The 25,932-nt window shown below is 47.1% G+C and carries 16 protein-coding genes; 1 reads left to right on the forward strand and 15 read right to left on the reverse strand.

Annotated features, from left to right (window positions below; genetic code table 11):
• Positions 1-14: 14 nt before the first annotated feature.
• The 8 genes from ACX0G9_RS16720 to ACX0G9_RS16755 all read right to left on the reverse strand — a co-directional run bounded on the left by ACX0G9_RS16720 (position 15) and on the right by ACX0G9_RS16755 (position 14,029).
• Entirely contained in the window at positions 15-974 is a 960-nt protein-coding gene (locus tag ACX0G9_RS16720; protein WP_459066080.1) for a DMT family transporter, read from the reverse strand.
• Positions 975-1,053: 79 nt separating this feature from the next.
• Positions 1,054-1,881 carry an SDR family NAD(P)-dependent oxidoreductase gene (locus tag ACX0G9_RS16725; RefSeq protein WP_459066081.1) on the reverse strand — a complete coding sequence of 276 codons (828 nt, stop codon included), beginning with the start codon at positions 1,879-1,881 and terminating at the stop codon, positions 1,054-1,056.
• Positions 1,881-2,573: an RraA family protein gene (locus ACX0G9_RS16730; RefSeq protein WP_459066082.1), complete on the reverse strand. Its 693-nt coding sequence runs from the start codon at positions 2,571-2,573 to the stop codon at positions 1,881-1,883. The genes ACX0G9_RS16725 and ACX0G9_RS16730 overlap by 1 nt, the downstream gene beginning before the upstream one ends.
• 157 nt (positions 2,574-2,730) lie before the next feature.
• Positions 2,731-4,155 (reverse strand): RagB/SusD family nutrient uptake outer membrane protein, encoded by a 1,425-nt coding sequence (locus ACX0G9_RS16735; RefSeq protein ID WP_459066083.1) that lies wholly within the window; start codon positions 4,153-4,155, stop codon positions 2,731-2,733.
• Positions 4,156-4,212: 57 nt separating this feature from the next.
• Positions 4,213-7,314, reverse strand: a complete 3,102-nt coding sequence (locus ACX0G9_RS16740) for a SusC/RagA family TonB-linked outer membrane protein (RefSeq protein ID WP_459066084.1) — start codon at positions 7,312-7,314, stop codon at positions 4,213-4,215.
• A gap of 198 nt (positions 7,315-7,512) precedes the next feature.
• A complete protein-coding gene (locus ACX0G9_RS16745; protein WP_459066085.1) occupies positions 7,513-9,258 on the reverse strand; it encodes a GMC oxidoreductase in 1,746 nt (581 codons plus the stop codon).
• Between the two features lie 3 nt (positions 9,259-9,261).
• Complete coding sequence (locus ACX0G9_RS16750) at positions 9,262-11,166, reverse strand: hypothetical protein (RefSeq protein WP_459066086.1); 1,905 nt, start codon at positions 11,164-11,166, stop codon at positions 9,262-9,264.
• A 10-nt stretch (positions 11,167-11,176) separates the two neighbouring features.
• Positions 11,177-14,029, reverse strand: a complete 2,853-nt coding sequence (locus ACX0G9_RS16755; protein WP_459066087.1) for a CehA/McbA family metallohydrolase — start codon at positions 14,027-14,029, stop codon at positions 11,177-11,179.
• 152 nt (positions 14,030-14,181) lie between these two features.
• Between ACX0G9_RS16755 and ACX0G9_RS16760 the strand changes: the two genes are divergently transcribed.
• Positions 14,182-15,057 carry an AraC family transcriptional regulator gene (locus ACX0G9_RS16760; protein WP_459066088.1) on the forward strand — a complete coding sequence of 292 codons (876 nt, stop codon included), beginning with the start codon at positions 14,182-14,184 and terminating at the stop codon, positions 15,055-15,057.
• Between the two features lie 44 nt (positions 15,058-15,101).
• On the opposite strand, the gene ACX0G9_RS16765 is transcribed toward ACX0G9_RS16760, so the two are convergent.
• From ACX0G9_RS16765 to ACX0G9_RS16795, 7 genes are all read right to left on the reverse strand, one after another.
• Positions 15,102-16,358: a glycoside hydrolase family 71/99-like protein gene (locus tag ACX0G9_RS16765; RefSeq protein WP_459066089.1), complete on the reverse strand. Its 1,257-nt coding sequence runs from the start codon at positions 16,356-16,358 to the stop codon at positions 15,102-15,104.
• A gap of 6 nt (positions 16,359-16,364) precedes the next feature.
• Positions 16,365-17,357: a family 43 glycosylhydrolase gene (locus ACX0G9_RS16770; RefSeq protein ID WP_459066090.1), complete on the reverse strand. Its 993-nt coding sequence runs from the start codon at positions 17,355-17,357 to the stop codon at positions 16,365-16,367.
• 12 nt (positions 17,358-17,369) lie between these two features.
• Entirely contained in the window at positions 17,370-18,512 is a 1,143-nt protein-coding gene (locus ACX0G9_RS16775; RefSeq protein ID WP_459066091.1) for a hypothetical protein, read from the reverse strand.
• A 103-nt stretch (positions 18,513-18,615) separates the two neighbouring features.
• Entirely contained in the window at positions 18,616-19,938 is a 1,323-nt protein-coding gene (locus ACX0G9_RS16780) for a glycoside hydrolase family 71/99-like protein (RefSeq protein ID WP_459066092.1), read from the reverse strand.
• 60 nt (positions 19,939-19,998) lie between these two features.
• The gene (locus tag ACX0G9_RS16785) at positions 19,999-20,724 is read right to left on the reverse strand and encodes a DUF3823 domain-containing protein (RefSeq protein WP_459066093.1); all 726 of its coding nucleotides are present in this window, start codon (positions 20,722-20,724) and stop codon (positions 19,999-20,001) included.
• Between the two features lie 19 nt (positions 20,725-20,743).
• Positions 20,744-22,603 (reverse strand): RagB/SusD family nutrient uptake outer membrane protein, encoded by a 1,860-nt coding sequence (locus ACX0G9_RS16790; protein ID WP_459066094.1) that lies wholly within the window; start codon positions 22,601-22,603, stop codon positions 20,744-20,746.
• A gap of 10 nt (positions 22,604-22,613) precedes the next feature.
• The gene (locus ACX0G9_RS16795) at positions 22,614-25,769 is read right to left on the reverse strand and encodes a SusC/RagA family TonB-linked outer membrane protein (RefSeq protein ID WP_459066095.1); all 3,156 of its coding nucleotides are present in this window, start codon (positions 25,767-25,769) and stop codon (positions 22,614-22,616) included.
• Positions 25,770-25,932: the final 163 nt, after the last annotated feature.

The raw sequence follows: 25,932 nt of genomic DNA on the forward strand, positions 1-25,932 counted from the left end.
TTACTTGATTGCTTTCATCGGGTAATTTTAAATCGCTTAAAAAAGGCCAGCAGATATTCCTCGGAAACAGAGACCATCAATGTGCTTACCATGATGATCGAACCACCGATCACCATCAGGGGCGTTATTTTTTCACCCAGCAGGAAGATTCCCATCAAAGCAATAAAAAAGGGAAGTAAATAATTACCCAAAACGGCCTGGGTTACATCCATCCTTTTCAACACATAAAAGAACAACAACATGGAAAAACCATACACCACCACACCTAATTCCAAAATAGCGAAGAGAGTAAGTTTTCCGCTATTCATAAAAGTGGAGAAATGAAAAGGCTCCACCCAGATCAACAGCGGGATACTTGCGATACTCCCTACCAGGGAGCTGTATACCAATATTTCCAGCTCTGTATATCCTTTGTCGACCAGTCTTTTACAAAAAGTATTAAAAAAACCACAGCAGCAACAGGCAAACAAAAAAATCAGATCACCCTGCAGGTATTGACCCTGTTTGAAATCCGCACCGGAAATATCGGATATGGAGGTCATCAGCACGCCTGCGATAGCAAGGATAAAACTCAGGATACGGATAAAATTCAGTTTTTCCTTCAGCCAGATCGTCGCAAAGATGGCGACGATCACGGGTATGGTCAGGGTAATGATCCCCGCGTTCGCTGCCAACGTCATTCGGGATCCCAGGGTATAGGCATATTGCATCACAAAGACCCCGATCAATCCGGGCAGGATAAAGTATTTACTATCATTCCATCTCCAGCGCATCTTTATATTGCGTTTACGGTTTTCCATCCAAAGGGCGGGTAAAAAGATAAGCGTGCTCAGGATCATGGGTACAAACGCGACGGTAATAGGCCCAAGGCTATCGCCGATCAACCTGATGACAGGAACCTGTGTCGCCCACATAAAATTTACCAGAATGACGATCGACCAGTCTACCGTTTTTTGCCTCCCGGAAATATGCATAATTAATGTCAAAGGGTTAAACCATTAAAAAAAACGAACAGCCTCTTTCTGTCCCGCCTGTCTCTTTCTAAAACCGGCTTTAAAACTTCGGCGGCAGGCCCGAGCCAAACCCGCCATCCACTACCATGGAAGAGCCTGTGATAAAGGAGGCGTCGTCACTGGCCAGGAAAACGGCCAGTTTGCCCACTTCCTCCGGTTTGCCGATACGGTTCAATGCATGGAGCTTGCCTGCTTCGGAACGTGCCTTCACAGGATCTTGCTGGACCCGGAAGTATTCTTCCGCCAGGCCTGAATCTATATAACCGGGGCAAATGCAATTCACGCGGATACCATCCTGGCCATGATCGATGGCCATCGCCTTGGTAAGACCGATAATGGCTGCCTTGGTAGCGCAATACCCCGCGCAGGTCGGTTCCACAAAAAAACCATTGACAGAAGACATATTTACAATACTTCCCTTTGACTCCCGTAAATGGGGAAGGAAATATTTTGAACATAAAAAAACACCTCCCAGGTTGATGGAAAGCTGTCGGTTCCATTCTTCCCAGGTAGTATGCTCCACCGTTTTATTCACCTGGATAGCGGCATTATTCACCAAGGTATGGATAGAGCCATATTTTTTTATGACCAGTTCTGCCAGCTGTTTGACGGATCCCGGTTCAGATACATCCGTTTTAACAGCAAGGGCATGACCGCCTGCATCCTCTATCAGGCTGACCGTTTGTCGTGCACCTTCCAGATCGATATCGGCAATTACGAGGTTAGCCCCTTCCCTGGCAAATTCCAGGGCGCAAGCTCGTCCGATCCCGGAGCCGGAACCAGTAATCACCACGGTACGGTCTTTGAATTTATTCGTTCCCACCGCCCCTCCCGAAGAACCGCTTGTCTTTCCTTTTGTAGCTTCCATTAGAGTGATTTATATTTATCATATACCTTACGTAACGATATTCCTTCCATAAGCTCAAGGCGAGAAAGGTTTTCACTATGTACCTTTTCCCTGGCCAGCCTGATCACTTCCTTCTCCACAAGCTTGGGTATCACGATGATGCCATCGAAATCGGCATAAATCAGATCCCCCGGGTTCACCAATACGCCTCCGCAATTGATGGGTACATCATAGGCGGTAACATAACCCCGACCCTTCGAATTCACCGGTCTGATCCCCGTATAATATACGGGAAAACCCATTTCGATGATCTTGACACAATCCCTTATCTGGCTGTCGCAAACGCAGCCGGCCACCCCCTTTTGTTTGGCCACGGTCGACATCAATTCTCCCCATGGTGCGTTCGTCCCGTTCCAGTCCGTATTATGTACAACGACATCTCCCGCATTCAAAGAATCCATGGCTTCTATCTCCAGTTTAAAGGTCTCTTCTTCATCTATTAACTCCGACTCCACCCATTCAAAGGTCCTTGCCCTGCCGATCAGACCGCAATTATTGATATCCGGCAAAATGGGTCTCAACCGCTGATGCATGGCCTGATGGCGGTAGCCCAGGTCGTCCAGGATATCACAGATCGCAGCCACGTAAATTTGTTGTTTGATCTCCGCTAAAAAAACAGCTTCCCCCTCCTTTAACGCTCCATCCTGTAACATAATAAATAAGGTTTGATTTTGTTTAATATTACAAATTTTAATATAGGTTATTCCACGAGTATTAATCTATTGGCTGTTCCGCAACGCGAGGCTGTTCTGCGACGCATAGGATATTAAAAATGCAGTGCGACATCTTTTACAAAGGAGCACAGCGTTTTCAATATCCTTTATTCTGTGAAAGATTGGGGTTTACATCAAGTTCGGTTTGCGGAATCGGCATCAGTAAATGATTCTCGTCGATAGTAAACCCTCCGGCTGCTTTTATCTGCTGGAATTTTTTTAACCGGATCAGGTCATTACGACGGAGCCCTTCCGTGGCAAATTCCCAAAGCCTCTCATTGACGAGCGCGTTGATAAAATCATCGCTGCCTGCCGTATTAGACAAGGAAAGTAATTTGGCTCCCAGACCCGCCCTGGTCCGGACAGCATTTATTCCATTGAATTTACCGGCATCGGCAGGGTTCAGGTTATTCATCGCCTCGGATTGCATTAGCAATACATCGGCAAACCGTAAAATGATCCAGTTGTTGCGGCCTAAAGAACCTGGCGATACACCGGGATCGCGAAACTTGGATATATAGGCGACCCCATTGTCGACAGTGCCAACATTCCCCGCTTTGCGCAGATCATCCGCATCAAAGGAATTAACAAAAGCAGGCAAGGGAAGGAACGAAGCAAACCCACCCAGCGATTCCGGATCGAACATCAGGTTGGTTATATTGATATTATTCGGAGGATCGCCATATTGTACGGCAAAGATGCTTTCCGGACCATTCTTCGTATCTACGCTAAATATATCCTGATAAACAGGGCTCAGCGAAAGTACAGCCGGATGGCCGGCCGAATAAGCAATAACCTTATTACATGCATCCAGGGCATCCTGGTTATCCGATGCTTTGGCAAAAGCCGAAGCCGCTCTTTTTAAATAGACACGTGCGAGCATGGCAGAAGCCGCTTCGGAGGTTACCCTGCCCACATCGCTGGCGGGAAGGCCATCGATGTGCCAACAATTCGTTTCGGCATATTTCAGATCGCTGATAATCTGCTGAAATACGGAGTCCGCGGATTTACGGGCCGGGAAAAGTTCCGGATTCTTACCATCGACAAGAAGAGGCACTGCCCCGTAAAGAGTAGACAGATCATAATAAGCCATACCTCTCAGAAAATAAGCATTGCCGGTAAGGTTATTCCGTTTGGCACCATCCATACTAATACCAGGCACATAGGCAATCACCTCGTTGGCATTTTTTATCAACACATACGAGTTAAGCCACCAGGCGTTGAGCACGGCATTATTCGCGGTGTATTTGCCCGTGTACAATTCCTGTCTGTCGGAGTTGGCATTGTTAGGCTGGAAAACATCTCCGGGCAATTCATTGACAAGATATACTCCTCTTTGATAATAGGGCTGGAATTGCATATTGGAAAAAACCCCGTTTACCGCTGATTCTGCATCTGCCTCATTCCTGTAGAAATTATTCGGGGTTAAGGTACTGTGTAATTTTTCCGTCAGGGCCTTTTTACAGGATCCTATACTGACCACCGTGAAGATAACCGCTGTGAGGATTATATATTTTTTCATGTTTTTAGAATTTATTGCAGATCTGTTCTTGTTGATCAGGCATTTGAAAAGATGGTTTTAAAACCCAAGTTTAACGCCAATTAAATAGGTTCGGTAATTCGGATAGGCATTATAATCCGTACCTAAGGAAAGGGAATTACCATCTGTAAAAGAGTTCACTTCCGGATCATAGCCGCTGTATTTGGTAAAGGTCACCAGGTTCTGCGCGGTCACATAAATATTAGCCGTCTTAAATACATGGGTGATCTCCGGCAGGGGCAGGTTATACGACAGCGTGACTGTCTTCAGCCGGAGGAAACTTCCGTTCTCCAACACATCGCTCGTAACGCCCAAGGCTCTCCGCAAGGTGCTGCTGACCGCCGGCAAGGTATTGCTGGTTCCGGCACCATGCCAGGAGTCTTTTCCTACATAAGCGAGTTTATTAAAGGTAGGATCGCCATTCTGGATCTCATACAAATTCTCGTTGAGGATTTTATTTCCGTATACGCCCTGGAAAAAAACATTCAGGTTGAACCGGCCAATGCTAAGGTTATTGGTTATTCCATAGATAAATTTAGGAAGGGCCTGACCGATGATTTTCCGGTCATTACCTGTTGTCAGGCTGTCTCCATCAAGATCCCTGAAAATGGGATCTCCCGGATTAACCGCATCTTTTGTTCCGCTCTTGGTAATCTGGTCCTTCGATTGCCAGATACCATCGAATACATATCCGTAAAAAGAACCGATGGGCTTACCTGGAGTCAATATCCCGGAATAACCACCGCCGCCGTTAAATACACTGGCGCTAAGTTCACCGGCAAAAATATGTTTGTTGGTAGACACACTGATCACTTTGTTTACATTCGTCGAAAAGTTTAGGGTGGTGCTCCATTTGATATTACTATGCTCGATATTCCTGCTCGTCAATGAAAATTCAAAACCCTTGTTGGAAACGGATCCAGCATTGACCAGTGTGGTGGTGTAACCGGATGTTTCCGGGATATTGATATTCAGCAGCAGGTTGGACGTTTTTTTATAATAAATATCCGCTGTGACATAAATCCGGTTTTCCCATAGTCCCAGGTCCACTCCAAAATCGGAAGAGGCTGTCGACTCCCATTTTAAATTGGGATTGGGAATATTAATGGGTGAAAGGCCAACGACGAGCGATGGAGTAGATCCTAAAGAATATTGATTGGAGCCATACTGACTCAGGGAATTGTAATTACCTATTTCCTGGTTACCTGTAACGCCATAACTGGCCCTTACTTTCAGATCGCTGATGGATCTGACGCTCTTCATGAAATTTTCCTGCGACAAACGCCAGGCAAAAGCTCCCGACGGGAAATAACCCCATTTACTATTCGCACCGAACCGGGATGAACCATCCGCCCGCATAGTAACAGTAAAGAGGTATTTATCCATCAACCTGTAATTGGCCCTGCCAAAATAAGAGGCCAATACATTCTCTTCAAAATGGGACGAAGGACTGGAGGGGATACCAATCCCCAGGTTATCAGACCCCAGTATGTTCGTTGACAGGTTCGTGATCCCGGTATTAAAAGATTTATTATACCAATGCTGAAAGGTAAAACCGCCCGACAGATCGATAAAGTTATTTCTGTCGATCTCTTTGGAATAGGTCAGCGTATTCTCATTCAGCCATTCGTAATACCTGCCGGAAGACTGGGTGGCGCTTCCGATACCGGAGGCAACGAACAGATAAGTAGGCAGGAATCCTTCCCTGCCGGCACTGGTATAGTTGGCTCCGATACTGCTTTTAAACTTCAGGCCTTTGATAATTTCATATTCGCCGTAAAAATTGGCAAATACACTCAGGTTATAAATGCCATCCTTGGCTTCATTGATATAGGCGATAGGGTTGCCAAGCGGCGAAACCAATCCTGAAGGGCCATGGTTCACATAGGTATATTCGCCGGTATTGTCTCTGGGGGCAAGGATCGGGTTAAATCGAACAGCATCCCATAAGACGCTTGCCTGGGTTGAACCTCCGGAGGTATTGACAGTGGTCAGGTTCTGATAATTGTAACCGATCTGTGAAGACATTCCAAATTTTACTTTTGAGCTGACCTGCTGATCGATATTATACCTGATGGTTCCCTTACGGTATTGAGACCCTTTGATGATACCGCCCTGGTCAAAGAAATTAAAGCTCAGATAATGTTTGGATTCGGCATTCCCTCCGTTAAAGGAAACGGAATAGTTGGAGATAGGCGCTGAACGGAAGATCTCTTTTTGCCAGTCCGTACCTGCACCCAGGGTATCGAGCCCCGCCTGCGTATAGGGAATGGGGGCGCTGGTATTGAGCAATTCATTTTTCTCGGTCTGCAGGGTATTCATAAAATCCCCATATTGCCGGGCATTCATCATTTTATATTGTTTGCCCACTTTTTGGAAACCTGTATAGGCATCCACGATGACCTTTGGTCCATTGGAGCTTCCTCTTTTTGTAGTGATGATGACCACGCCGTTGGCACCTCTGCTGCCATAAATGGCGGTTGCAGAGGCATCTTTTAGCACATCGATGGATAAGATATCGCTGGGATTCAGACCGCCGGCATTGCCGCCGGCATAACCGTCCACTACGAAAAGAGGGCCGCTACCTGAATTTATGGAATTCGTACCGCGGATACGGATAGAGAATACGGCCCCGGGCTGGGATTGATTCTGCGAGACCTGTACGCCGCTCACCCTTCCTTCCAGGAGTTGCTCTACCCCGAGTACCGGGGTCTTTTCCTGTTCATTCAATTTTACAGAGGCCACTGAACCGGTCAGGTCCTTTTTACGGGCTGTGCCATACCCGATTACAACCACGCTGTCGATCTCCTGGCGTTTTTCTTTAAGGATAACAGATAAAGTGGTCCGGTTAGCCACTTTTATACTGACCGTTTCATGATTGACTAAAGAGAAGATCAGGGTATTCCCCGGTTCGGCATCGAGCAAAAATTGCCCCCCGCTGTTGCTGGCCGTTCCTTTACCCGTTCCTTTTATGGTAACGGAAACAAGCGACAAGGGATTTCCCTGTTCATCTTTTACGGTCCCTGAAAATTTTTGTGTTTGTGCGATGGCAATTCCCGGGACAATCAAAAATGATCCCAGGAAACAAAGTAAAGCAAACACGGTTAGTGCTTTGCCTGAAAAAATGGTTAGAATCCTCATAAAGCTGATTGTTAATTTATGGTGCAATTAAATTCCGGTCAACAAATTTACTTTTGAATAGAAGCGTTTTTTTACCTGATACCGGCTAAGGAATACCCTATTTTGATCTGGATAGGACTTAATGGCTGAGGATTGGATTTAATAGCTGAGGATTGGGTTTAATGGTTGGGATATGATCTGATGGCGGGTAAATTATTCCTAAAGGTTTCCTCTCCTGAGTTCGTGAACAGCGAAATCACAGGCTCTTGCCGTTAAGGCCATATAGGTTAGTGAAGGCTCCTGGCAGGCAGAAGAGGCCATACAGGAACCATCCGTGATAAAGACATTTTTTACATCGTGCAGCTGATTATGTTGATTGAGTACCGATGTTTTGGGATCCCTGCCCATGCGTGCGGTACCCATTTCATGCACGCTGAAGATCCGCTGCCCTTCTTTTTCGGTACTGTCCCAGGTGCTGATATTCGTTAATCCCAGATCTTCCAGCATGGCAGCCGCGGTCTGCCGCATATCCCTGCGCATTTTTTTCTCATTGTCTTTCAGTTCGCAGTCGACGGCGATCAGGGGCAGACCCCATTTATCTTTTTTTCCCCGATCGAGGGATACTTTATTATAAAAATAGGGTAATACTTCACCAAGACCGGACAGATCGAAGGACCAGGGGCCTGGTTCAGTCAACAGGGCCTTTAATCCTGCGCCGATGGGTATACCATCCAGTTGCCGTTCTGCCTGGCCGCGCCATGCACCTCCTCCAAAAGAATAACCCCGTGTGAAATCCGATGGGATGGGTTTGGAATTCTCGGATACTACTCCAAGATTCCGGAAACGGGGCATATAGGCAATCGTAGGCCGGTTACCATAATAATATTTATCTTCAAAGCCTGACACCGATCCGCTTGCCCCCACCCCTAAATGATGGTCCATGAGGTTATGTCCCAACTGCCCGCTGCTGTTTCCAAATCCATTCGGGAAAACATCGGAAACGGAATGCAATAATATAAAGGCCGTGTTGATGGTGGATGCATTAATGAATACGATCCTGGAATAATATTCCACGGTCTGCCCTGTCTCAGAATCCAGTACCCGTACCCCGGTTGCCCGTTTTTTGTCCTTATCATATAAGACTTCCGTAACAATGGAATAAGGACGGATGGTAAGGTTGCCGGTCTTCAGCGCTGCAGGCAAGGTAGCGGAATTACTGCTGAAATAACCGCTGAACGGACATCCCTGCGAACACTTGTTGCGGAACTGGCAAGGGCCCCTCCCTTCTACCTGGCGGGTATGATTGGCGGTCCGTCCTACAATCAGTCTTCTTTCGTCTTTATAGATCTTTTTTATCCGCTCCGCAACATCTTTTTCTACGCAGTTCAGATCCATCGCCGGCAGAAATTTACTATCCGGCAACTGAGGCAGGTTTTCCTCCGAACCGCTGATCCCTACAAAAGGTTCGACATAATCGTACCAGGGTTCAAGGTCTTTATACCGGATAGGCCAGTCAATACCTATGCCTTCTTTGGCGTTCGCTTCGAAATCCAGATCGCTCCAACGGTAACACTGCCGGCCCCAAACCAGGGATCTTCCGCCTACCTGGTAACCCCGCATCCACAACCATGGTTTGGTTTGGATGTAAGGATTCTCCAAATCCTTTACAAAAAAATGTTTGGACACTTCATTATACGCATAAATCTTCGTCTGAACAGGGCTATTCCGTTTGTCTTCCCGGGTAATAGCTCCCCGATGTTCCAGTTCCCAGATATCTTTTGTCGCATCCGTATAATCTTTGATATGCTCCACCGGTCTGCCTCTCTCCAGCACCAGGGTCTTCAACCCTTTCTCACAAAGTTCTTTTGCCGCCCATCCACCACTGATCCCGGATCCCACCACGATAGCATCGTAGGTGTTTTGTTGTTTCGCCTTGTTTTTGATATGTAAGGAATCTTGCGGCATAGTCTAATAGGTTACTGCAATAGCATAATCCGTGCCCGGCTTTACCGTTATCAGCGCATATTCATATCCTTTTACTGACCGGACCGGGAAATTTAGGGGAGAACCATTAACAGTTATCTTTTTTATTTTCCGGCTATGAAAGCTATTAGGGATCATACAGGTAAGACCGCTGTTATGAGAAAGGGAAGAACGGAGCTTAAAAATTAATTGACCGTTCAGTTGATGGTCCTGAGAATCCTCCGGGTTATTCCTCCAATTCAGGTCGCTGAATAAAGCCTCGTCCCTGACTTTTAGAAAACCGAGCAAATTAGCCGCCGTCCAGACAGGTATGCCTTTTTCCCTTGCATAATTCAACATCCGGTATACAGGCAGATCCGAAAAGTAACACTCGTCATTATGGGCCTTTGCGGTAATGAAGGAATAGACTTCTTTATCCAGGCTACGGTCCAACAAACCTTTAAAACATTGATAAAAACCTTCCTGGTCCCTGTTCTCCATATACTGCTGATCGTAAACATTATTTAAAAGCTGGTAGATGGGGAGGACAGAACCGTCTGTCGCCGCAAACCTAAGGGGCAAACCGCTGCCGGTATAATTGCCCTGACCGTTACCTGTCGCACCCAAAAAATGGCGCTGTCCCGCATTGTTATCATAATGGGCGTAATTGGCATCCAGCTCCATACCATGATTGGCTTCCAGCCTGGCCTGCGCAACAAAATCCGGTTTGCCGTCAGCATCTTTTCCGCACCAGACAAACCAATGATTAACGACGGTCTTCATTCCAGGTAAACCATAACGGTCGTTCAATTCTTTTAATTTCGTAGTGATCGCCTCGTTCATACCAGCCCAGGTGGGGCTAACCGCTTCCCGGGTATCATCGATATGCCCGGAGATCTCAAACCCCTTTGCGGTCCATTTGTCGACCCAGGTCTTCGAGACCTTGTCCACATCCTTGATATACAAAGTCATTTTTGCTCCTTTTGCATCCAGGGCGCGGAACTGTGGATCGAACTCCGCTTCATTGGAATTTTCCCCGTCATTATTCAACACTACAAGGGATTTCAGGGAATCGGGAAAATACCACAAACGGGGAAGAGGTTTGTACAAACGAGTCATATTTTCGATACAATGCGATAAGAGCCGCATCGTTTCATCTGCCTGGTTGAAGGTATTCCTCGTCGTATCGACCCAACCATTGGTAAACATATCCATGGCGCGCAGGCCGGTTATCCCGTCCATTTCCTGTCCTGCCGTCCGATAGTTTCCCTGCCGGGTGAAGACGATACTTTGTGACAGGTTAAAACAAAAGGCGATAGTATGGCCCTTTCCGTATTGATTAGTCACTAAGGCGGGAAAAACCGTTGGGGTCGTTGCGTTTGAAAACAGGGAGGCAACTTTTTCCCCTCCCTTCAATCGGTATTTATCAGCCGTACCGTGAAACTGTAAAGCCTGTGTAGTGATCCCCTTTGCGATGCCCCTGGTATTGGGCGAATGTCCGTCAACGAGGATATAGCCTTCGGAAAGCGTATCTGCGGAACTGTCTGGTCGTCCGGTTGCCTCACTGATCCCGAAAAGAGAATACAGGCTTTTATCCGGCCGGAAGGCGATCAGGTTACCGCCTTCTTTTACAAAACGTACGAGGATATTTTTCTCCTGCAGGGATACGGTTGTCCCGGAAAGGATAACGATATCGGCCTTTTTTAATTTGTTAAGATCTAATTCGCCGCGGATTTGGCTCAGGGAATCTACTTCAAATTCATTGAACCCTTCTGCTTTCAGGATCTCGCCGGTATATAAACCAAAATTGGCAGCATTACCCAGGATGAGGATGGGAGCAGTTGCCTTTTGCCCAAAAATTGAGCCTGTAATGATAAGCAAGAAAATATAGAGCCCAACCAACTTTTTCATCCGTCTGTTTTTATTTTTTTGAATAACCTTTTTTGTCTTCCCTTTTCTCCTTTTCCGCTTCATCGCGTATCCTGCTATAGATGTCCCTGGCTTTTTTGTAACGATCCCGTGCTGCTTCCGGTTCCACGGTATAATAGCTGTTCCATTTTCCACCGGGTGCGATATTCTTCAAAATATTGTCGATCCAATTCACAAAGAATTGTGCATCGTCAGCGCTAGCCCGTATAGGTTTTTTATCTACATTCAGGTAGACCGGCGCTGTATGTGATTCATGACCTTTTTCATCCATTCGTCTGGCGCAAAGCCATCCGCTCGTTAGTATTTTTTCCGCAACAGTTAAAACTACCGGCGATCCCGGCAATGCGGTTCCCTGACGGACGGCAATGACTTTCCCGTCTTTTACCAACTCGATCCTTCCGGTCGTTGGCTGCTTATCCGTCCAGCGTATGGTAATATCAACTATAGTGCCTTTGTTCAGATCCAAAACGTCACCCGGACCTGCGTTTCCATTTACGACCATATCCAGGAATTCATTATGTCCGTTCCTGGATATAACGGTCCTCCCCTCCTTTATTCCATCTATCCATTTACGATAGGTAAGGAGTCCATCTTTCACGTTAACATAAGTGAGAAGGGAACCCAGTGGTTCCAGGTAGTTACAGGGGTAATCGGTACCAGCGGCCAGGCCGATCCGGAAACCGCAATTCAATAAGCGGTAATAAGCCTTCAGCGCACCATCGCTGTAATAGGTCCCGTTGTTGGCTATATTCCTGCTGAATACATCTTCGGATACAAAATCGATCGTTCCCAAAGCCGCTTCCACCGGATAATCGATCGGAATACAACAGTTTAATTCATTTTGGATCGAATCATTTAAATATTCCATGTGGGCAAATCCGCTAACCGCGTTTTGGTGCCGGCTTTCTTCCAGGATCTTATAGGTCGATTCGTTCCAGATCTGGTGTGCTCCTTTTAGCCCGAGCAGGACCAGGTGCCCGCCAAGCGCCTCGTGATTAAAATTGGAATAGGTAGCATCCCAATGCCACTCGGCATCCCAATGGATGATCCGGCCGGGTTTCGAAGCTGCAGCATCCCTGCCATCGACCTTTGGCAGATCCGTTCTGCTGTCCTTTACCTCTCCATTTCCATTATCGGCCAGCAGGGATATGACGGCCAGATCATTCGGCTCCATCATCGATGAAAGCTGCTCCTCACCGAAAACTGCTGTTCCATCCCCGCAGTTACGGTGCACATGAATATCCCCTGCATACCAACCGGATGGTTCGGGTTTTTCCTCTCCCACGAGCGTGAAGATGCAGTCAGGAGGGATCGTGGTCCTTACTATATTCCCGCTTACCTTCACCTCCTTGTCTTTATGCAGGTCATTTGTACTACTGGTAAAATACAGATCAAAATGATGAATTCCCGGTAAACCGTTCAGCTTATTTTCCAGGATTACAGCGCTGACCCCCCGGTTGACTCCGACGATGGTGAGCCTATGGGCCGATGTATCGCGAAAAGCCAGTACAATCAGGCTGTCGCCTTTCCGAAGTCCTTCTCCGGGAGGTAGGTCTTTCAGATAGGAATCATCATTATCCGTAGTCAGATTCCCCCTGTACAGGATTTCGTGGTTTGGCTTATTATCCGGTTCAGGATTTCTTTTTTGCTGAGACAGTCCTATCCGGAACGAACCCGGCAGAACAAACCGGGAGAGTTGGGAAATGGCATAAAAATGTTTGCGTGGTGCATAGGCTTTATTCAGGGAGTCATAACCCAGGATACCCCAATAACTGAACAGGCTGGGCACATGATGTTCATAGTAACTGTCATATCCCTCATAGGCCAGGCCTGCCGAGGCGCCATGTTGTATAAGCTGCAGGAGTTTGTACATACATTCGCTGGAGAAGGGGAAATCATAGACGCCGATCCGGCCATCGTCCAAACCATCTCTCCAGGAATTCCATTCCGTTACCCAGAAGTTTGGTGAAGATGAGCCGGATGAATGGGAGCCGGGCAGATTCGAGCCGGACCTTTTCAGAAACCCTTTTACATCGGCATAATATCCCCCATAACTATGAAGGCCCAAATGCGCAACCCTGGACATTACTGCGGAATCTTTCAGCAATACGGGAAGGTATTCCTCTATGCTCTTATACATCGAAGCGGCGTCCGGGGCAACGTAACGGACATCGCCCATACCGTTCGCCTGCATCCGGTCCATTAATTTTCGTAAAAGACGTACATATTGATCCCCACCCATACTGGGTCCTTCTTTTCGCATATCCGGCTCATTCATGGGGGAAATCAATCCGAATTGAAGATGTTCCGTAAAACGTGCATAATAGAAAAAGGAGACCAGCATTTCTATATACTCATCTTCCATTTCCGGTTTGACGATCTCTCCGCCTATCCATAAAGGAATACGCCCCATAAAATTGATCATCAGGTTACCGGTTATCCCCCGCTGGTTGAGATAACGGATCGTGTTAAAAGCCTTTTGAAATTTGGGTGTCCGGTAAAGCCGGTTATAATAATCCCAGTTAAAAACAAAAGGATCTGCGTTATCGTTTACGTCCTCCCAATTTTCAACCGTTTCCACAATTACCCGCCAAAGGGTGGCATGCAGGGAATCCAACAAAAGATCCAGGGCTGGTTCCAGCCTGTTCCCGTCCCAGCTCCGGGTATTTATATTCACCCCGAATCCATCGATCTGTTGAAATTTTTGAGAACCGTCTATAGTGAGTTTAACGACCGGACCTTTGTTAGGTTCACTGGGATGGCGGTAAATAACCTGGGCGGTTACACCATACATATAAAGAAGTGCGCATACCATTATCCCTATCACCATGGGTACTCTTTTCATGTTGCAGTCAATATTTAACGGGAATAACAAGGGACCAAATGTAGCCTTTTCGCCAGCCTTTTAATTACCCGATACTGTTCATTTAGTACCCTATTTTGCACCAGATTATGGGTTACCGGAATAAACACAACAAATAAGTGTACATTCAGCTCATGAAAGCGCATTATAAACATATCCCGGCCATCGAGTCGAATTTATTCAAATCGCTCATTCAAAAGAATAGTAAAGAGTTCGATTATCCCTGGCATTATCATCCCGAATTCGAACTGACCTATATTCTAAGCAGCCAGGGGGTTCGTTATGTGGGCAACAGTATGGAGAATTTTTCGGAAGAGGATCTGGTGCTGATTGGACCGAATATGCCCCATTGCTGGATCAAGACTGCCGTTGACCAGGAACCGTCAAAAGCCATCGTCGTATATTTAAAAGAAGATTTCGTAGATAAGACCTGGATGGGAAGTTATGAGTTCGACGCCATACGCCAATTGCTCAAATTATCGGGTAAAGGGGTCAAATTCGACAAATCGGTAGCCTTGAAATTAAAGGATAAATTCTATGAAATACTTACGCTTCCTCCCTTAAAAAAACTGATGCTTTTACTGGAGATTCTGCAGGAATTGGCGCAGACCTCGAAATTCCATCTATTATGCGAACAGGGGTTTTCCTATGAACTGAATCCCACCAATAATGAACGGATCAATATCGTGTATAAATACATACAGAACAATTACCATTTGAAGATCTCGCTGGCGGATATCGCCGCACAGGTTAATATGAGTGAAGAATATTTTTCACGGTTTTTCAGCAAGATCATGAACAAGTCTTTTTTCGAATTCCTGAATGAATATAAGATCAACAGGGCCTGCAAATTGCTGATCGAGACCGACAAACAGATAAGCGAGGTTTGTTACGCATCCGGATATGAAAGTATCCCGTTCTTTTACCGCCAGTTCAAAAAATTCAAGGACTGCCAGCCCAAAAGCTACCGGCAGAAGTACCAGAAAAGTCCTTCCCTGGTGATCTTATAATTAATTCAGGATAATCCGGTGATAATTTCAAGGTGACCATTTACTCATTTTACCGGTGTAGGCCGTATGGCGGTAAGTTTGATCTCCCCTTTCAGCATTTTCCCGCCGTCCCCGGTGAGCCGCATATAATAATCTGCGGAGCAGGCAGTGCCGTCTTCATCCAGGGGTATGAAATTTGATCCCTGGGGTATCATCGAAATATCTTCTGCCGTCTTGGCGATCTGATTGCCTTCATTATATTCATCAAACATGGAAATGTATATTCCCTGCACTCCCAATCGGGTCATATTATAAAACTGCCGCCACATAAAATCGCCGTGGACCCGCTGCTTCTGGCTCAGATCGCCGGGAAGCACGCATGGTTGGTAATCGATACCGTTCGTCTTGCAAAAACTCAGATCGGCCGTATTTACGTTGGCATAAAAATTATCCGATTCCATGATCTTACCGATGCGTCCCACCATCCAGGGCGACAGCATATCGAATGCCTTATAGGTATCTATAAAGGCGGGCCTGGAATCGCTGTTCTGGTCACGCCAGTGGGTAGGTACCCCCCCGATCACATAACAACCCTGGTTTTTAAACCAGTTGATGACATCAGTACAGGCAGCTGCTGACCAGGTATGATTGTTATCAGAGAACCCGAACCCCCAGATGCATACGACAGGTTTATTATTCTGCTTCGCATAAGCACTGGAAGAAGTATAGGTCTTCATCTTATTGGTCCAATCCGTCTTGAGCTCCGATTGCATATTGGTCCATCCGCTTACGTCGTACATGATATAGAATTTCCGGGCATATTTTTCGGCGGCCGTTTTCACCTTGGCGGTAACCGCATCCCGGATGGGCCCCTCGATGCCATTCGGATTAAAACGTTGTAGTGCTGCAACGTCGATATTGAATTGCTGCATCCAGGAGAACTGTACATCCACCGTCTGGTCGCTGAAAGAAGAATACAAAGTGGCCGGGTCGCCGTTGCCAAGGTTGGCATATCCCGTAGCATAGGTATTTTGGTAATCCCTTACATCGGGCCATGCAGAGATACCGATCACATCTTTGGCAGGGATCTTCGACCAGTCCGTGGACCAATGCCACCAGGCGTCAATGGGAGATCCATCCCCTTTACAGGCAAACCATCCCTGGTAGCCAACGGTTATTTTGCCGACTACGTCTCCCTTTGGAGAAGGCCATTCTTTATTATTTACAACGGGAGGAGTGGGCGTCTGGCCGGAATTGTCCTTTTTACAGCAGGTAAACGACACAGCGACTATCAATACTAGAAAAGATCGTACAATTTTCATGGTTGATTATTTTGTCTGGATTACTTTCTTAATACTCCCGTCGGCATTATACCCAAGCGTGTCGACACATATCGAACGCAGCCAGTCGTTATGAGAGAGGGAGCTGTTATGATAAAAGGCGTAGGATTGTCCTTTGTATTCTACGATAGAACCATGATCGGTATAACTGTCGGTCGGGTCGATATAGATCCCTTTGTAAGTCCAGGGCCCCAGGGGATGGCTGCTGACGGCATAACGCATTTGGTTATGTTTGCCACCTGCATCATGATTGTCCGCATAGGATAAATAATAGAGACCTTTCCGTTTATGAACCCAGGTTGCCTCATGGAAATCTACCAACCCCTGCATATTCTGTATGGCACCGTCCAACTCCATCATATTGTCCTTGAGTTTGCCTCCTTTACAGACTCCGCCGCCGCCATAATAAAAATAAGCCTGGCCATCGTCGTCGACAAAGACACAAGGGTCGATCATGGGTTCCAGACCCGCGATATATCCCTGCACCGTGAAATTACTGGCAGGCTTGGTACTGGTGGCTACGCCTATTTTCCAGGTTGAATTCCAGGGTTTGCCGCTGGGATGAGGAAAATAAAAATAATACACCCCATTCTTATAAGCACAATCCGGGGCCCACATAAAATCGCCATCCGGCGTGGTCCAGGGCACCTGGCTGGCTTCCAATATCTGTCCTTCATCCCGCCAATGCACCATATCATCCGTTGAAAAGACATGATATTGATCCATCAGATCGCAGCCGCGGGGCGGGTCGATATCGTGGGAGGGGTAAACATATAGCCGGCCGTCAGCCCAAACATGGGCTGACGGATCGGCTGTATACATACCGGTCACGAAAGGGTTTTTATGGTCCTTATCGAAAAGGGAAGGCACCGGCACAATGACCGGCTGTTCCTTTTTGGAGGAACAGGCTGCCAACGCTACGAAGACAAGCAGGGCAAGAACTCGTTTACCGTTTAGGAGGCGATGTTCTTTTTTTTGCATAGGTTTTTATTTTTACTGTCGTTGCTGTACAATAATACCGTCAATACCGAAATTCAGATCGGCTGTTGCCTTATCAGTTGTCCAGAAAAATATTTTTAAGAAGTTCATAGCTGTCAGGTCCGGACCCCCATCTCCGGAGACATAGCCGTCAGCCATGTTCAGGCTAAGGAGATTCCACCCGTTATGCAGCGTCGGGATGATCTTATCCATACCCCAGCCGATCCGCTTATTGTCAGGATCTTTCGCACTACTGAACTGGATTTGGCCGTCTACCTTCAACAGGGACACATCCGGCACATTAAACCAGAACTGCAATTGGCCGTTAGCCACGGTGACCTTGGTATCGATAGGGGATGACAGTGTCTTGATGAACTGGAGAAAATCATTAGTCTTGGTAATAGTACCCTGCAAGTATCCTTTCCCTTCTTTCGGCGCGGTGGTAACGATCACCGGGGCGCCTACTGTCTCCCAGCCGTCAGCCGCATCACAATTATCCACCACTACAGGAGGCGGAGAAGGAACGGCAACCACCTTGATATCGTCTAAGCCGAATTGCTGGTCAGCAGCGGCCTTGTCCGTAGTCCAGAAGAACATTTTTAAAAAGTTCATGGCCGTCAGATCGGGACCGCCATCACCGGATACATAGCCGTCTGAAAAATTCAGTTTCAAAAGATTCCACCCGTTATGCAGTGTCGGGATGATCTTGTCCATGCCCCAGCCAATCCGCTTATTGTCAGGATCCTTTGCACTGCTGAACTGGATCTGGCCGTCCAGCTTCAACAAAGACACATCAGGAACCAAAAACCAGAATTGCAGTTGCCCGTTGAACATCGTAGCCTTGGTGTCGATATTGGAAGATAGTGTCCTGATGAACTGGAGAAAATCATTACCCTTCGTAATGGTACCCTGCAGGTAGCCCTTCCCCTCCTTCGGCGCCGTGGTTACGATCACCGGTGAGCCTACGGTTTCCCAGCCGTCAGCCACATCGCAATTGTCGATCTCTACGGAATTGGAGACTACAGGTGGCGGCGGCGGGGGTGGTGTCGGCTTCAGACCGCTGATATCCCTTGACGAAAATTTTTGTTTGTTGCAGCCGGTCATAGTAAGGCCCGCCAGCGTGGTGAAGATTACTACTATTGATTTTATTACTTTCATTTCCTTAGCATTTAAAAGTTATTAGGAATTTTGTGCTATTAGATCCGCAGACCTTATTTTTTGGCAATACTTATTTTATTTGACCGGTTTTATCGGATTGGTTTTATCGGATTGGTTTTATTCTGCCGTAACCGGACGCACCGTGATACCAATTCGTCCCCTGCCCTGTCAGCCAGAGATAATAGTCTGTACTCAGGTCATTTTCGATCCCCACGAATTTCAGACCGCCGCCCCCGTTCAAGGGAACTTCTTTCTCCAACGCCGTTTTATAAATGGCCGTTCCTTCGTCGATCTCATCGAACATGGCTACATACAAGGACTTTGCTCCTGCTTCTTTCGACCCTGCTATCTGCTGCCAGAGAAAATCTCCTTTCAGACGGGGAATGGCATTATAGATCCTGGGATCCTTATGCATATTCCCCCAGCTAAAACCGGGAAATACCAGGGGAACATAGTCTATCCTGTTCGTTTTGCACCATTGGATATCGTCGTACACATTCCGCGGATTGTAGGTCCGGCTGTCAAATCTGCCCACTGCCCAGGGCATGACTATGTCGCACTTTTTTATCAGCGCAAACAGATCTGATGATTTCTCCGTATCGTCTCCCTGAGTCCGCCAGTAATAGGGAACACCCAACATAACGGCCAAACGGTTATCCGGTCCTTTGAGTTTGTCTACCAGGGTGCTAACGTCCGCCGTGGTGTATTTCCGGTTATCGTTAAACCCGACGCCCCAGATCGTCACCAATGGGCGGCCGTTGTGATACAGATAGGTAGGGTTCTCTTTGTTATCGGATAAATGAAAAAGGGTTTGCAATTCCTTCCAGTCTTCTTCTACATAGGCAATATCCGAACCGGTAGATCCGCTGAGATCATACATGACGCTGATGGCACGGCCGTATTTTTTCGACGCTTTAAGGGCACTGGCCAGGACTTTATTAAAGTGTCTTTTCCCCTTGGTGTTGGAGGATTTTATTTCACCTGCAAAACGCTGAATATGTACTCCATCGATGCCATACTCCTTCATCCATTTAAAATGCAGATCGATGCTTTCTTCATCATAAGAACTATACAGGAAGGCCTTCGCTCCACTGGTAAATGCAAACGGAGATTCATATTGTATGGGATATTCAGTAATGTCAGGCCAGAGATCTACATTCGTATTACCGGGAAAAAAACCTCCCGGTCCCTGGTAATGATACCATCCCCTTTGCGACTGATCCCCTTCGGCGGCAAACCAGCCCTGATATCCGGCCATGACCAGGTTGGTGTAGGATTTATATACCAAACCCGTGGTATCATAGACATGCCCGCCTCCCGGAGGATCTTCCGTTCCGCTTCCATCCCCTTCTTTATGTCTGGAACAGCCAAAGACAGCCGGTAGCCATACAAGAAGAAAAATTAAGAGTTTGCTGAACTTCCTCATCTGTTTACATTTTTGGTCCATCCGGAACTTACTCATTTTGATACCTCCCTATCCGGTGCATTATGATTTCGGTACGTCGACCTGGATGATCTCCGAAAGGTTGGAGCTCTTGTCGTCATTGTTAAACCGTACGCCTACCCGAACAAAAAAAGTGCGGCCGGGGATCAGGTTTGGTATGACTATCTGAGGAGCCTTATTCACGGGGGTCATATCCACCCACTCTTTATTGACCGGTGTTTTATTAACATCGGAAAAATCAAAGATCGAAGCACCGGGGCCTACAATTTTAGTCGTGTTCACATAAGGCTGTATCTCAATAATGGTGGGAATCCCCCCATCAATGGGCGCTTCCAGGTTAAAATTCAGGGTGAGCGTAGTACCGGACAGGTCGTGGGCCAGATTGGTGATCAGCAGATAGGGTGTCAGCTGGAAATCATTTTTGGCTCCCTGGGCGATATCCATTTCTATAGGCGCAACCGGCCAGAATGCCCCTCCTTTTATGGAAACACGGTAATGCCCCTTGAACAGTTGGGTATTTTGATAGGTTCCGTCAATTTTTACCGGGATGTCCTGCGGAGCAGGTGTTGCGCTCCAGCTTAATTGTTCGAGCCTGATATTGACATTACCGGTGCAGGTCTGGATATTTGTCTTTGAGGATGTGCCGTCCTGAAAAAGATTCCCTTCCAGGGAAGCATCGGGACCGGGATAATTGTCCTTTTTGATACAGGAAGAACCTGCAATCAATATAGACATCCCTAACAAGATTGTACTTAATCGTAGCTTCATATATCACAGTTTTTTTGTTCTAGTAATTGGGATTATTGGGATAAAGATTGGGGTTCTTGCCAAGTTCCCCACCCGGGATGGGCTCGTAATAGAATTTCTTTTCGAAATTGTAGTTCCTGCCGAATGTCTCTTGCTCTTTCAGGAAGATGAATTTATCCTCGCTAAATACATAATAAGGCATCAATCCCTTAAAGCGGGCATTGTTCAATACCACGTCCGCGATCCTCCATCTTTTGATATCCCACCAGTAATGATTTTCGAAAGCCAGCTCTTTGCAGCGTTCATTCCGCACGACGTCAGTAGTCATGTCGGCCTGGGTCAAGGCCGGGGCACCGGCTCTGTCTCTGATATCGTTCAGGCAGATGAGCGCGTCTCCCAATTGATTGGTCTCTATATCCGCTTCCGCCCTGTTCAACAGGACCTCGGCATAACGGAACTCTATCCAGGGAGTAGTACTTGAAAAAAGGTTGATCTTTGAAATATCGGTTTCTTTATAATTGATGTATTTACGTACATAAAAACCCGTGCGTGTGTTATTATCGCCCGCAGTGCTCATCCCGGCATTGCCGACGATCAATTTGCCATTGTACATCGTAACATGATCACCGGAAAGCAGGTAAGTGCGGTTCCCTGACGGTTTGGCCACTTCATCGGCAGCCGTACCGGTAAAAGATGGATAGATCCCTCTTTGTGTATCGAAGGGTTTGCCTCTCAATGTCGCGCCAGGGAAATATATGGTAGCCAGCAGCCTGGGTTCCAGTCCTTGCTGGATATCGACCAGCTTATTGTAACGTTTGGGAGTTCCGTCCGATTCGGTTACATTCAGTGACCCAAAACGTTCTATCAATTCCAGCGTAGGATAAGCCCTCGACAATCCACCGGACGACATATAGTTCATATCGCTGTTAGGTGACATGGTCGCATCCCAGGAATGCATTCTTTCGGGTTCACCTCCGTAAAAACTCCGGATCAGGATGTTCTCCTTACTTTGCGGGTCCAGGAATACATCCGTATAATTCACAACTTTATCTGTCGCATTGCCCCTGTATAACGTATAATGGCCATCCAGCAACTTGGCCGCATCGATGGCTTTTTGGAAAAAGCCATCTGCTTTATCGGCAGGAATATCAACATACCCCTGTGCACGTGCAACACCATCCACAAAATTCACGGAACCATATTTGGCGATACTCCCTGCATACAACATGGCACGGGATTTTAAGGCGGCAGCCGCATATTTGTTTGCTTTTCCGGATACGCTGGTTTCCGGCATCGCGTTAAAGGCAGAGTCAAGGTCTTCACCTATAAAATTCCACAGGTCTTCTTCCTTATCGCGGAATACCTGCAGTTCCCCGATCGTTTGCTGCGGATAATTCTGGACGTTCTTTATGATGGGAATGCCGCCATATCGTTTGGCCAACGCAAAATAATAATAAGCCCGGAGGAAATGGCCTTCGCCGATCAGCTCATTCACCTTATTTCCTGCGAAGTTCTTGGCATATTTGGGCAGCGTCTCCATAAAATAGTTCACATCGCGGATATCGCTGTAAGGCCAGTAACCGAAACCACCGCCAATGTCCAAGCCACCGTATGGGCCAACCATTTCGCCGCAGGCAGCACCCGCATGATAAAAATGTTCCCATTCGTGATGCAGGTTAAAGCCCCCCTCGCCTGGGTTCCTGCCCGCCGGGCGGTAGGTAAAGTCTTCCATGGGAAGCTTCCGGTATACCTGCGCGAGATAGGCATTGATGCCGGCTTCATTCTGAAAGATCTGGTCGTCGCTCAGTATATTGGGCGGTTTAATATCCAGCTTTTGACAGGAAGAGAGAACAACTACTCCCAGTATAACAAATGCAAATAATTTATTTATGTAATTCATGTTCATAAGTTTAGAAGGTAACATTGGCGCCGACATTAAAAGTTCTGTTCAGCGGATATTTATAGCCACCCAGGCCGAAATTAAAATCTCCGTTAGGGATCTGACCCGGATGTTCCGGATCTACACCTTCAAGTCCGGTAAGCGTAAACAGGTTGTAGCCATTGACATAAACCCTGCAATTTTTTAATCCTACTTTGCTCAACAGGGAACGGGGTACGGAATAACCGAGCTCCAGTGTTTTTAAGCGTACATAGGTTGCGTCCAATACTCCTTTGGTGGTGTTTTTGATCTGGTCGTATTTATATCCCATGGCCGGATATTTCCCGGGTATCCATTTTGTATTCGGATCGAAGACATTATCGTCCGGATTAGCGGTGTGCCAGCTGTCCAGGAATTTGGCAAGCGCGCTTCCGCCATACATCAGGGGTTCTCCATATTGTTCGGCGTATTCCGTATAGAAACCGGTTGCTCCGGCAAAAAGCGCAGTCAGATCAAAACCCTTATAGGTAAGCCCGAGCGTAAATCCGAAATTCATCAAAGGAAGATCCTGTATGGCGATCGGGTGATTGTCATCCCCATTGATAACGCCGTCTCCATTCCAATCCTGCATATAATAATCGCCCGGTACGACATTATTGTTTCCGCCGCCGGTGTTCACCGTATGGTTATAGATCTGGTTATAGTCGGTAAATTGACCTCCATAATCTACGCCCCACCAGATATTCGTATTCCGGTTGGCCTGGCCATTTTTCCATTGCTGGTAGGCATTGCCGGCCTTTCCTTCAATGGTATTTCTGAGCATGGTACGGGTATAGGAAAGGTTTCCTCCCACCGTATAGCCAAGATCTCCGATCCTGCTCTTATGGATAAGGGAAAGTTCCCAGCCCTGTGTTCTATTGGCATTCAGGTTTTCATACGGAAGCGTAACACCCGCCGTTCCCGGAATGAGGGCATTTCTTAAAGCCAGCAGGCCTTTTTGATCGCGTCTGAATACTTCGAAAGTACCTTCGATCAACCCCCTGAAGGCGGTGAAATCCAACCCGATGTTTTTGGTATATGAGGTATACCAGGTGAGATCGTTATTTACCAGGCCGCGGCTCACGGCGCCATTCACGAACTGGCCGTTGAACACATATCCCAGTGGTTTATTATCGGCCGGATCGACGGAAGGGTAAGTATAACCCGATATGTACTGGAAGGGAACATTTTTATCCTCATCGTATCCCAATACCCCGTAGGAAGCTCTCAGTTTCAAATTGCTGATTACATTGGGGGAAACGAGATGCCCGAAGAAGGGCTCTTCACTCACTCTCCAGCCTGCGGAAAAGGCCGGAAAAAAACCCCATTGGCTGGGTCCCGGTTTGAATTTATTGGAGGCATCCCGGCGGAAGCTGAACTCTGCCAGGTATTTCCCTTTGTAATCATAGTTAACCCTTCCTACTATAGCCCTGGTAGCCAATTCCCTGATACCATTGACATTAGTACCTCCCTGCAGATCGGTGGTTTCTCCGCCGAAAAGATAATCCACCGGCAACAGTACATATCTCTGCGCATAAATATTATCGTCTTTCGAGTGGCTTTGTTCGTATAACAAGAGCGCGTTCACATTATGGTTGTGAAAAAAGGTGTTGGTATAATTCAGGGAAAGCTGGCTGAGAGTGGATATGTTGTTGCCATAGTCACGCTCCAGGGTTCCTTTACCATTTACCCCGTTTACGGAGGATGCATTATAAGTATCCGTAGTCGGATCGTACGAATACAGGTTGTATATTTTCCTATGCGCCGTATTATCATTTACATTATATCCATAGTTGAACATACCCTTTGCTTTCAGACCCTTGATACCCGGGATATCATACTCGAGGTTCAGCTGGCTTTGAATATTTTTTGCCGTGGCCTTTTTGAATCCCACCTTAGAAGCGTCTGTTATACCAACCGGGTTGGCATTATCGGGCATCACATTCAGGTAGTCACGATTGTTGTTGGCATAGATCTGGTTGATGGGTATCTGGTTCCAGGTATATTTAAAGATCGTATACAGCTCCTGGAAAGGCTGGTTCTTTTCATCAAGGTAGCCTGAGATCAATGCCTGGGCCCTTAACCTGTCGGTGATCTTAAGATTAATGTTACTCCGCATATTCCACCGGTTATAATTCAGGTCACCCGATTTATACAACCCATCCTGTTTCATATATCCCACACTAAAAAATGCGCTGACCTTGTCGCTGCCTCCCGAGATGTTGAGGTTATGCTGTACCTGCGGGGTCGTTGTTTTGAAGGCTTCGCCAATCCAGTCCGCCCCTTTGAATTTGCCATCGATCCATGGCTTTATGTTTTCATAGGTGTACGCGGGAGCGACATTGCCGACAAAATTGGCGGCGAAATCCCGCTTCAACTTTTCATTGGTCAACATCATGTAGTCTACCGGCCCCACTCCATCGGGCATTCCGAGGAACTGCTGCCAGGCCTGGTTGACAGAATAGTTGATGTCGAACTTGCCGTTCCGGTTGCTGCCTTTTTTTGTGGTAATCAGGACGACCCCATTGGCGGCCCGCACACCATATACTGCGGCAGCGCCATCTTTTAGCACGGAAATGCTTTCAATTTCATTAGGATCCATTCTTTCCACTCCCCCTCTCGGCACACCGTCGATAACAAACAGCGGAGGAGCGCCAAACCCCCTGATATCGAAGGAGTTTTCGTATCCTCCGGGCTCGGCGGTCCGCTGTACCATACGCAAACCGGGTACTTTACCGGTAAGCATGTTCAATACGTTTTCGTTCCTGGTTACGACAATCTCACTGGCCTTAAGCATGGTTACCGACCCTGTCAGGGTTGTCTTTTTTTGCGTTCCATACCCTACGACAACTACTTCACCCATGTCTTTCCCACCGAGATTCATGACTACATTGACCACTCCTCTCGCGTTTATCTTTTCCACCACGTCTTTAAAGCCCACGTAGGAAAAGGTCAATTCCCTTAAGCCGGGAGCAAGGGAAATGGTGAACTCGCCTTTATCATTGGTAGTGGCGGCAACCCTGCCAGCACCAGTTCCCGAAGAAACGGTCGCCCCTGATAATGGACTACCGTCTTTGGCATCCGTCACTTTCCCCTTGATGGCTCTTTGCTGTGCGGATACATACATGGGGAGAATGTATAGCAGCATGAGCATGCATTTTATAAAATTCGATTTCATAGCATTTTTATGTTAGTATTATGGAATTGCATAAAGCGCCACGGGCGCCAGGGCCGAAGGCTCATCATTATCTTTGCAGGTATAACTACAGTTTAATTACTCATGGCGGGAAAAATACGGGGGGTAGCATCGT

The sequence above is a fragment of the Flavitalea flava genome (assembly GCF_054461575.1).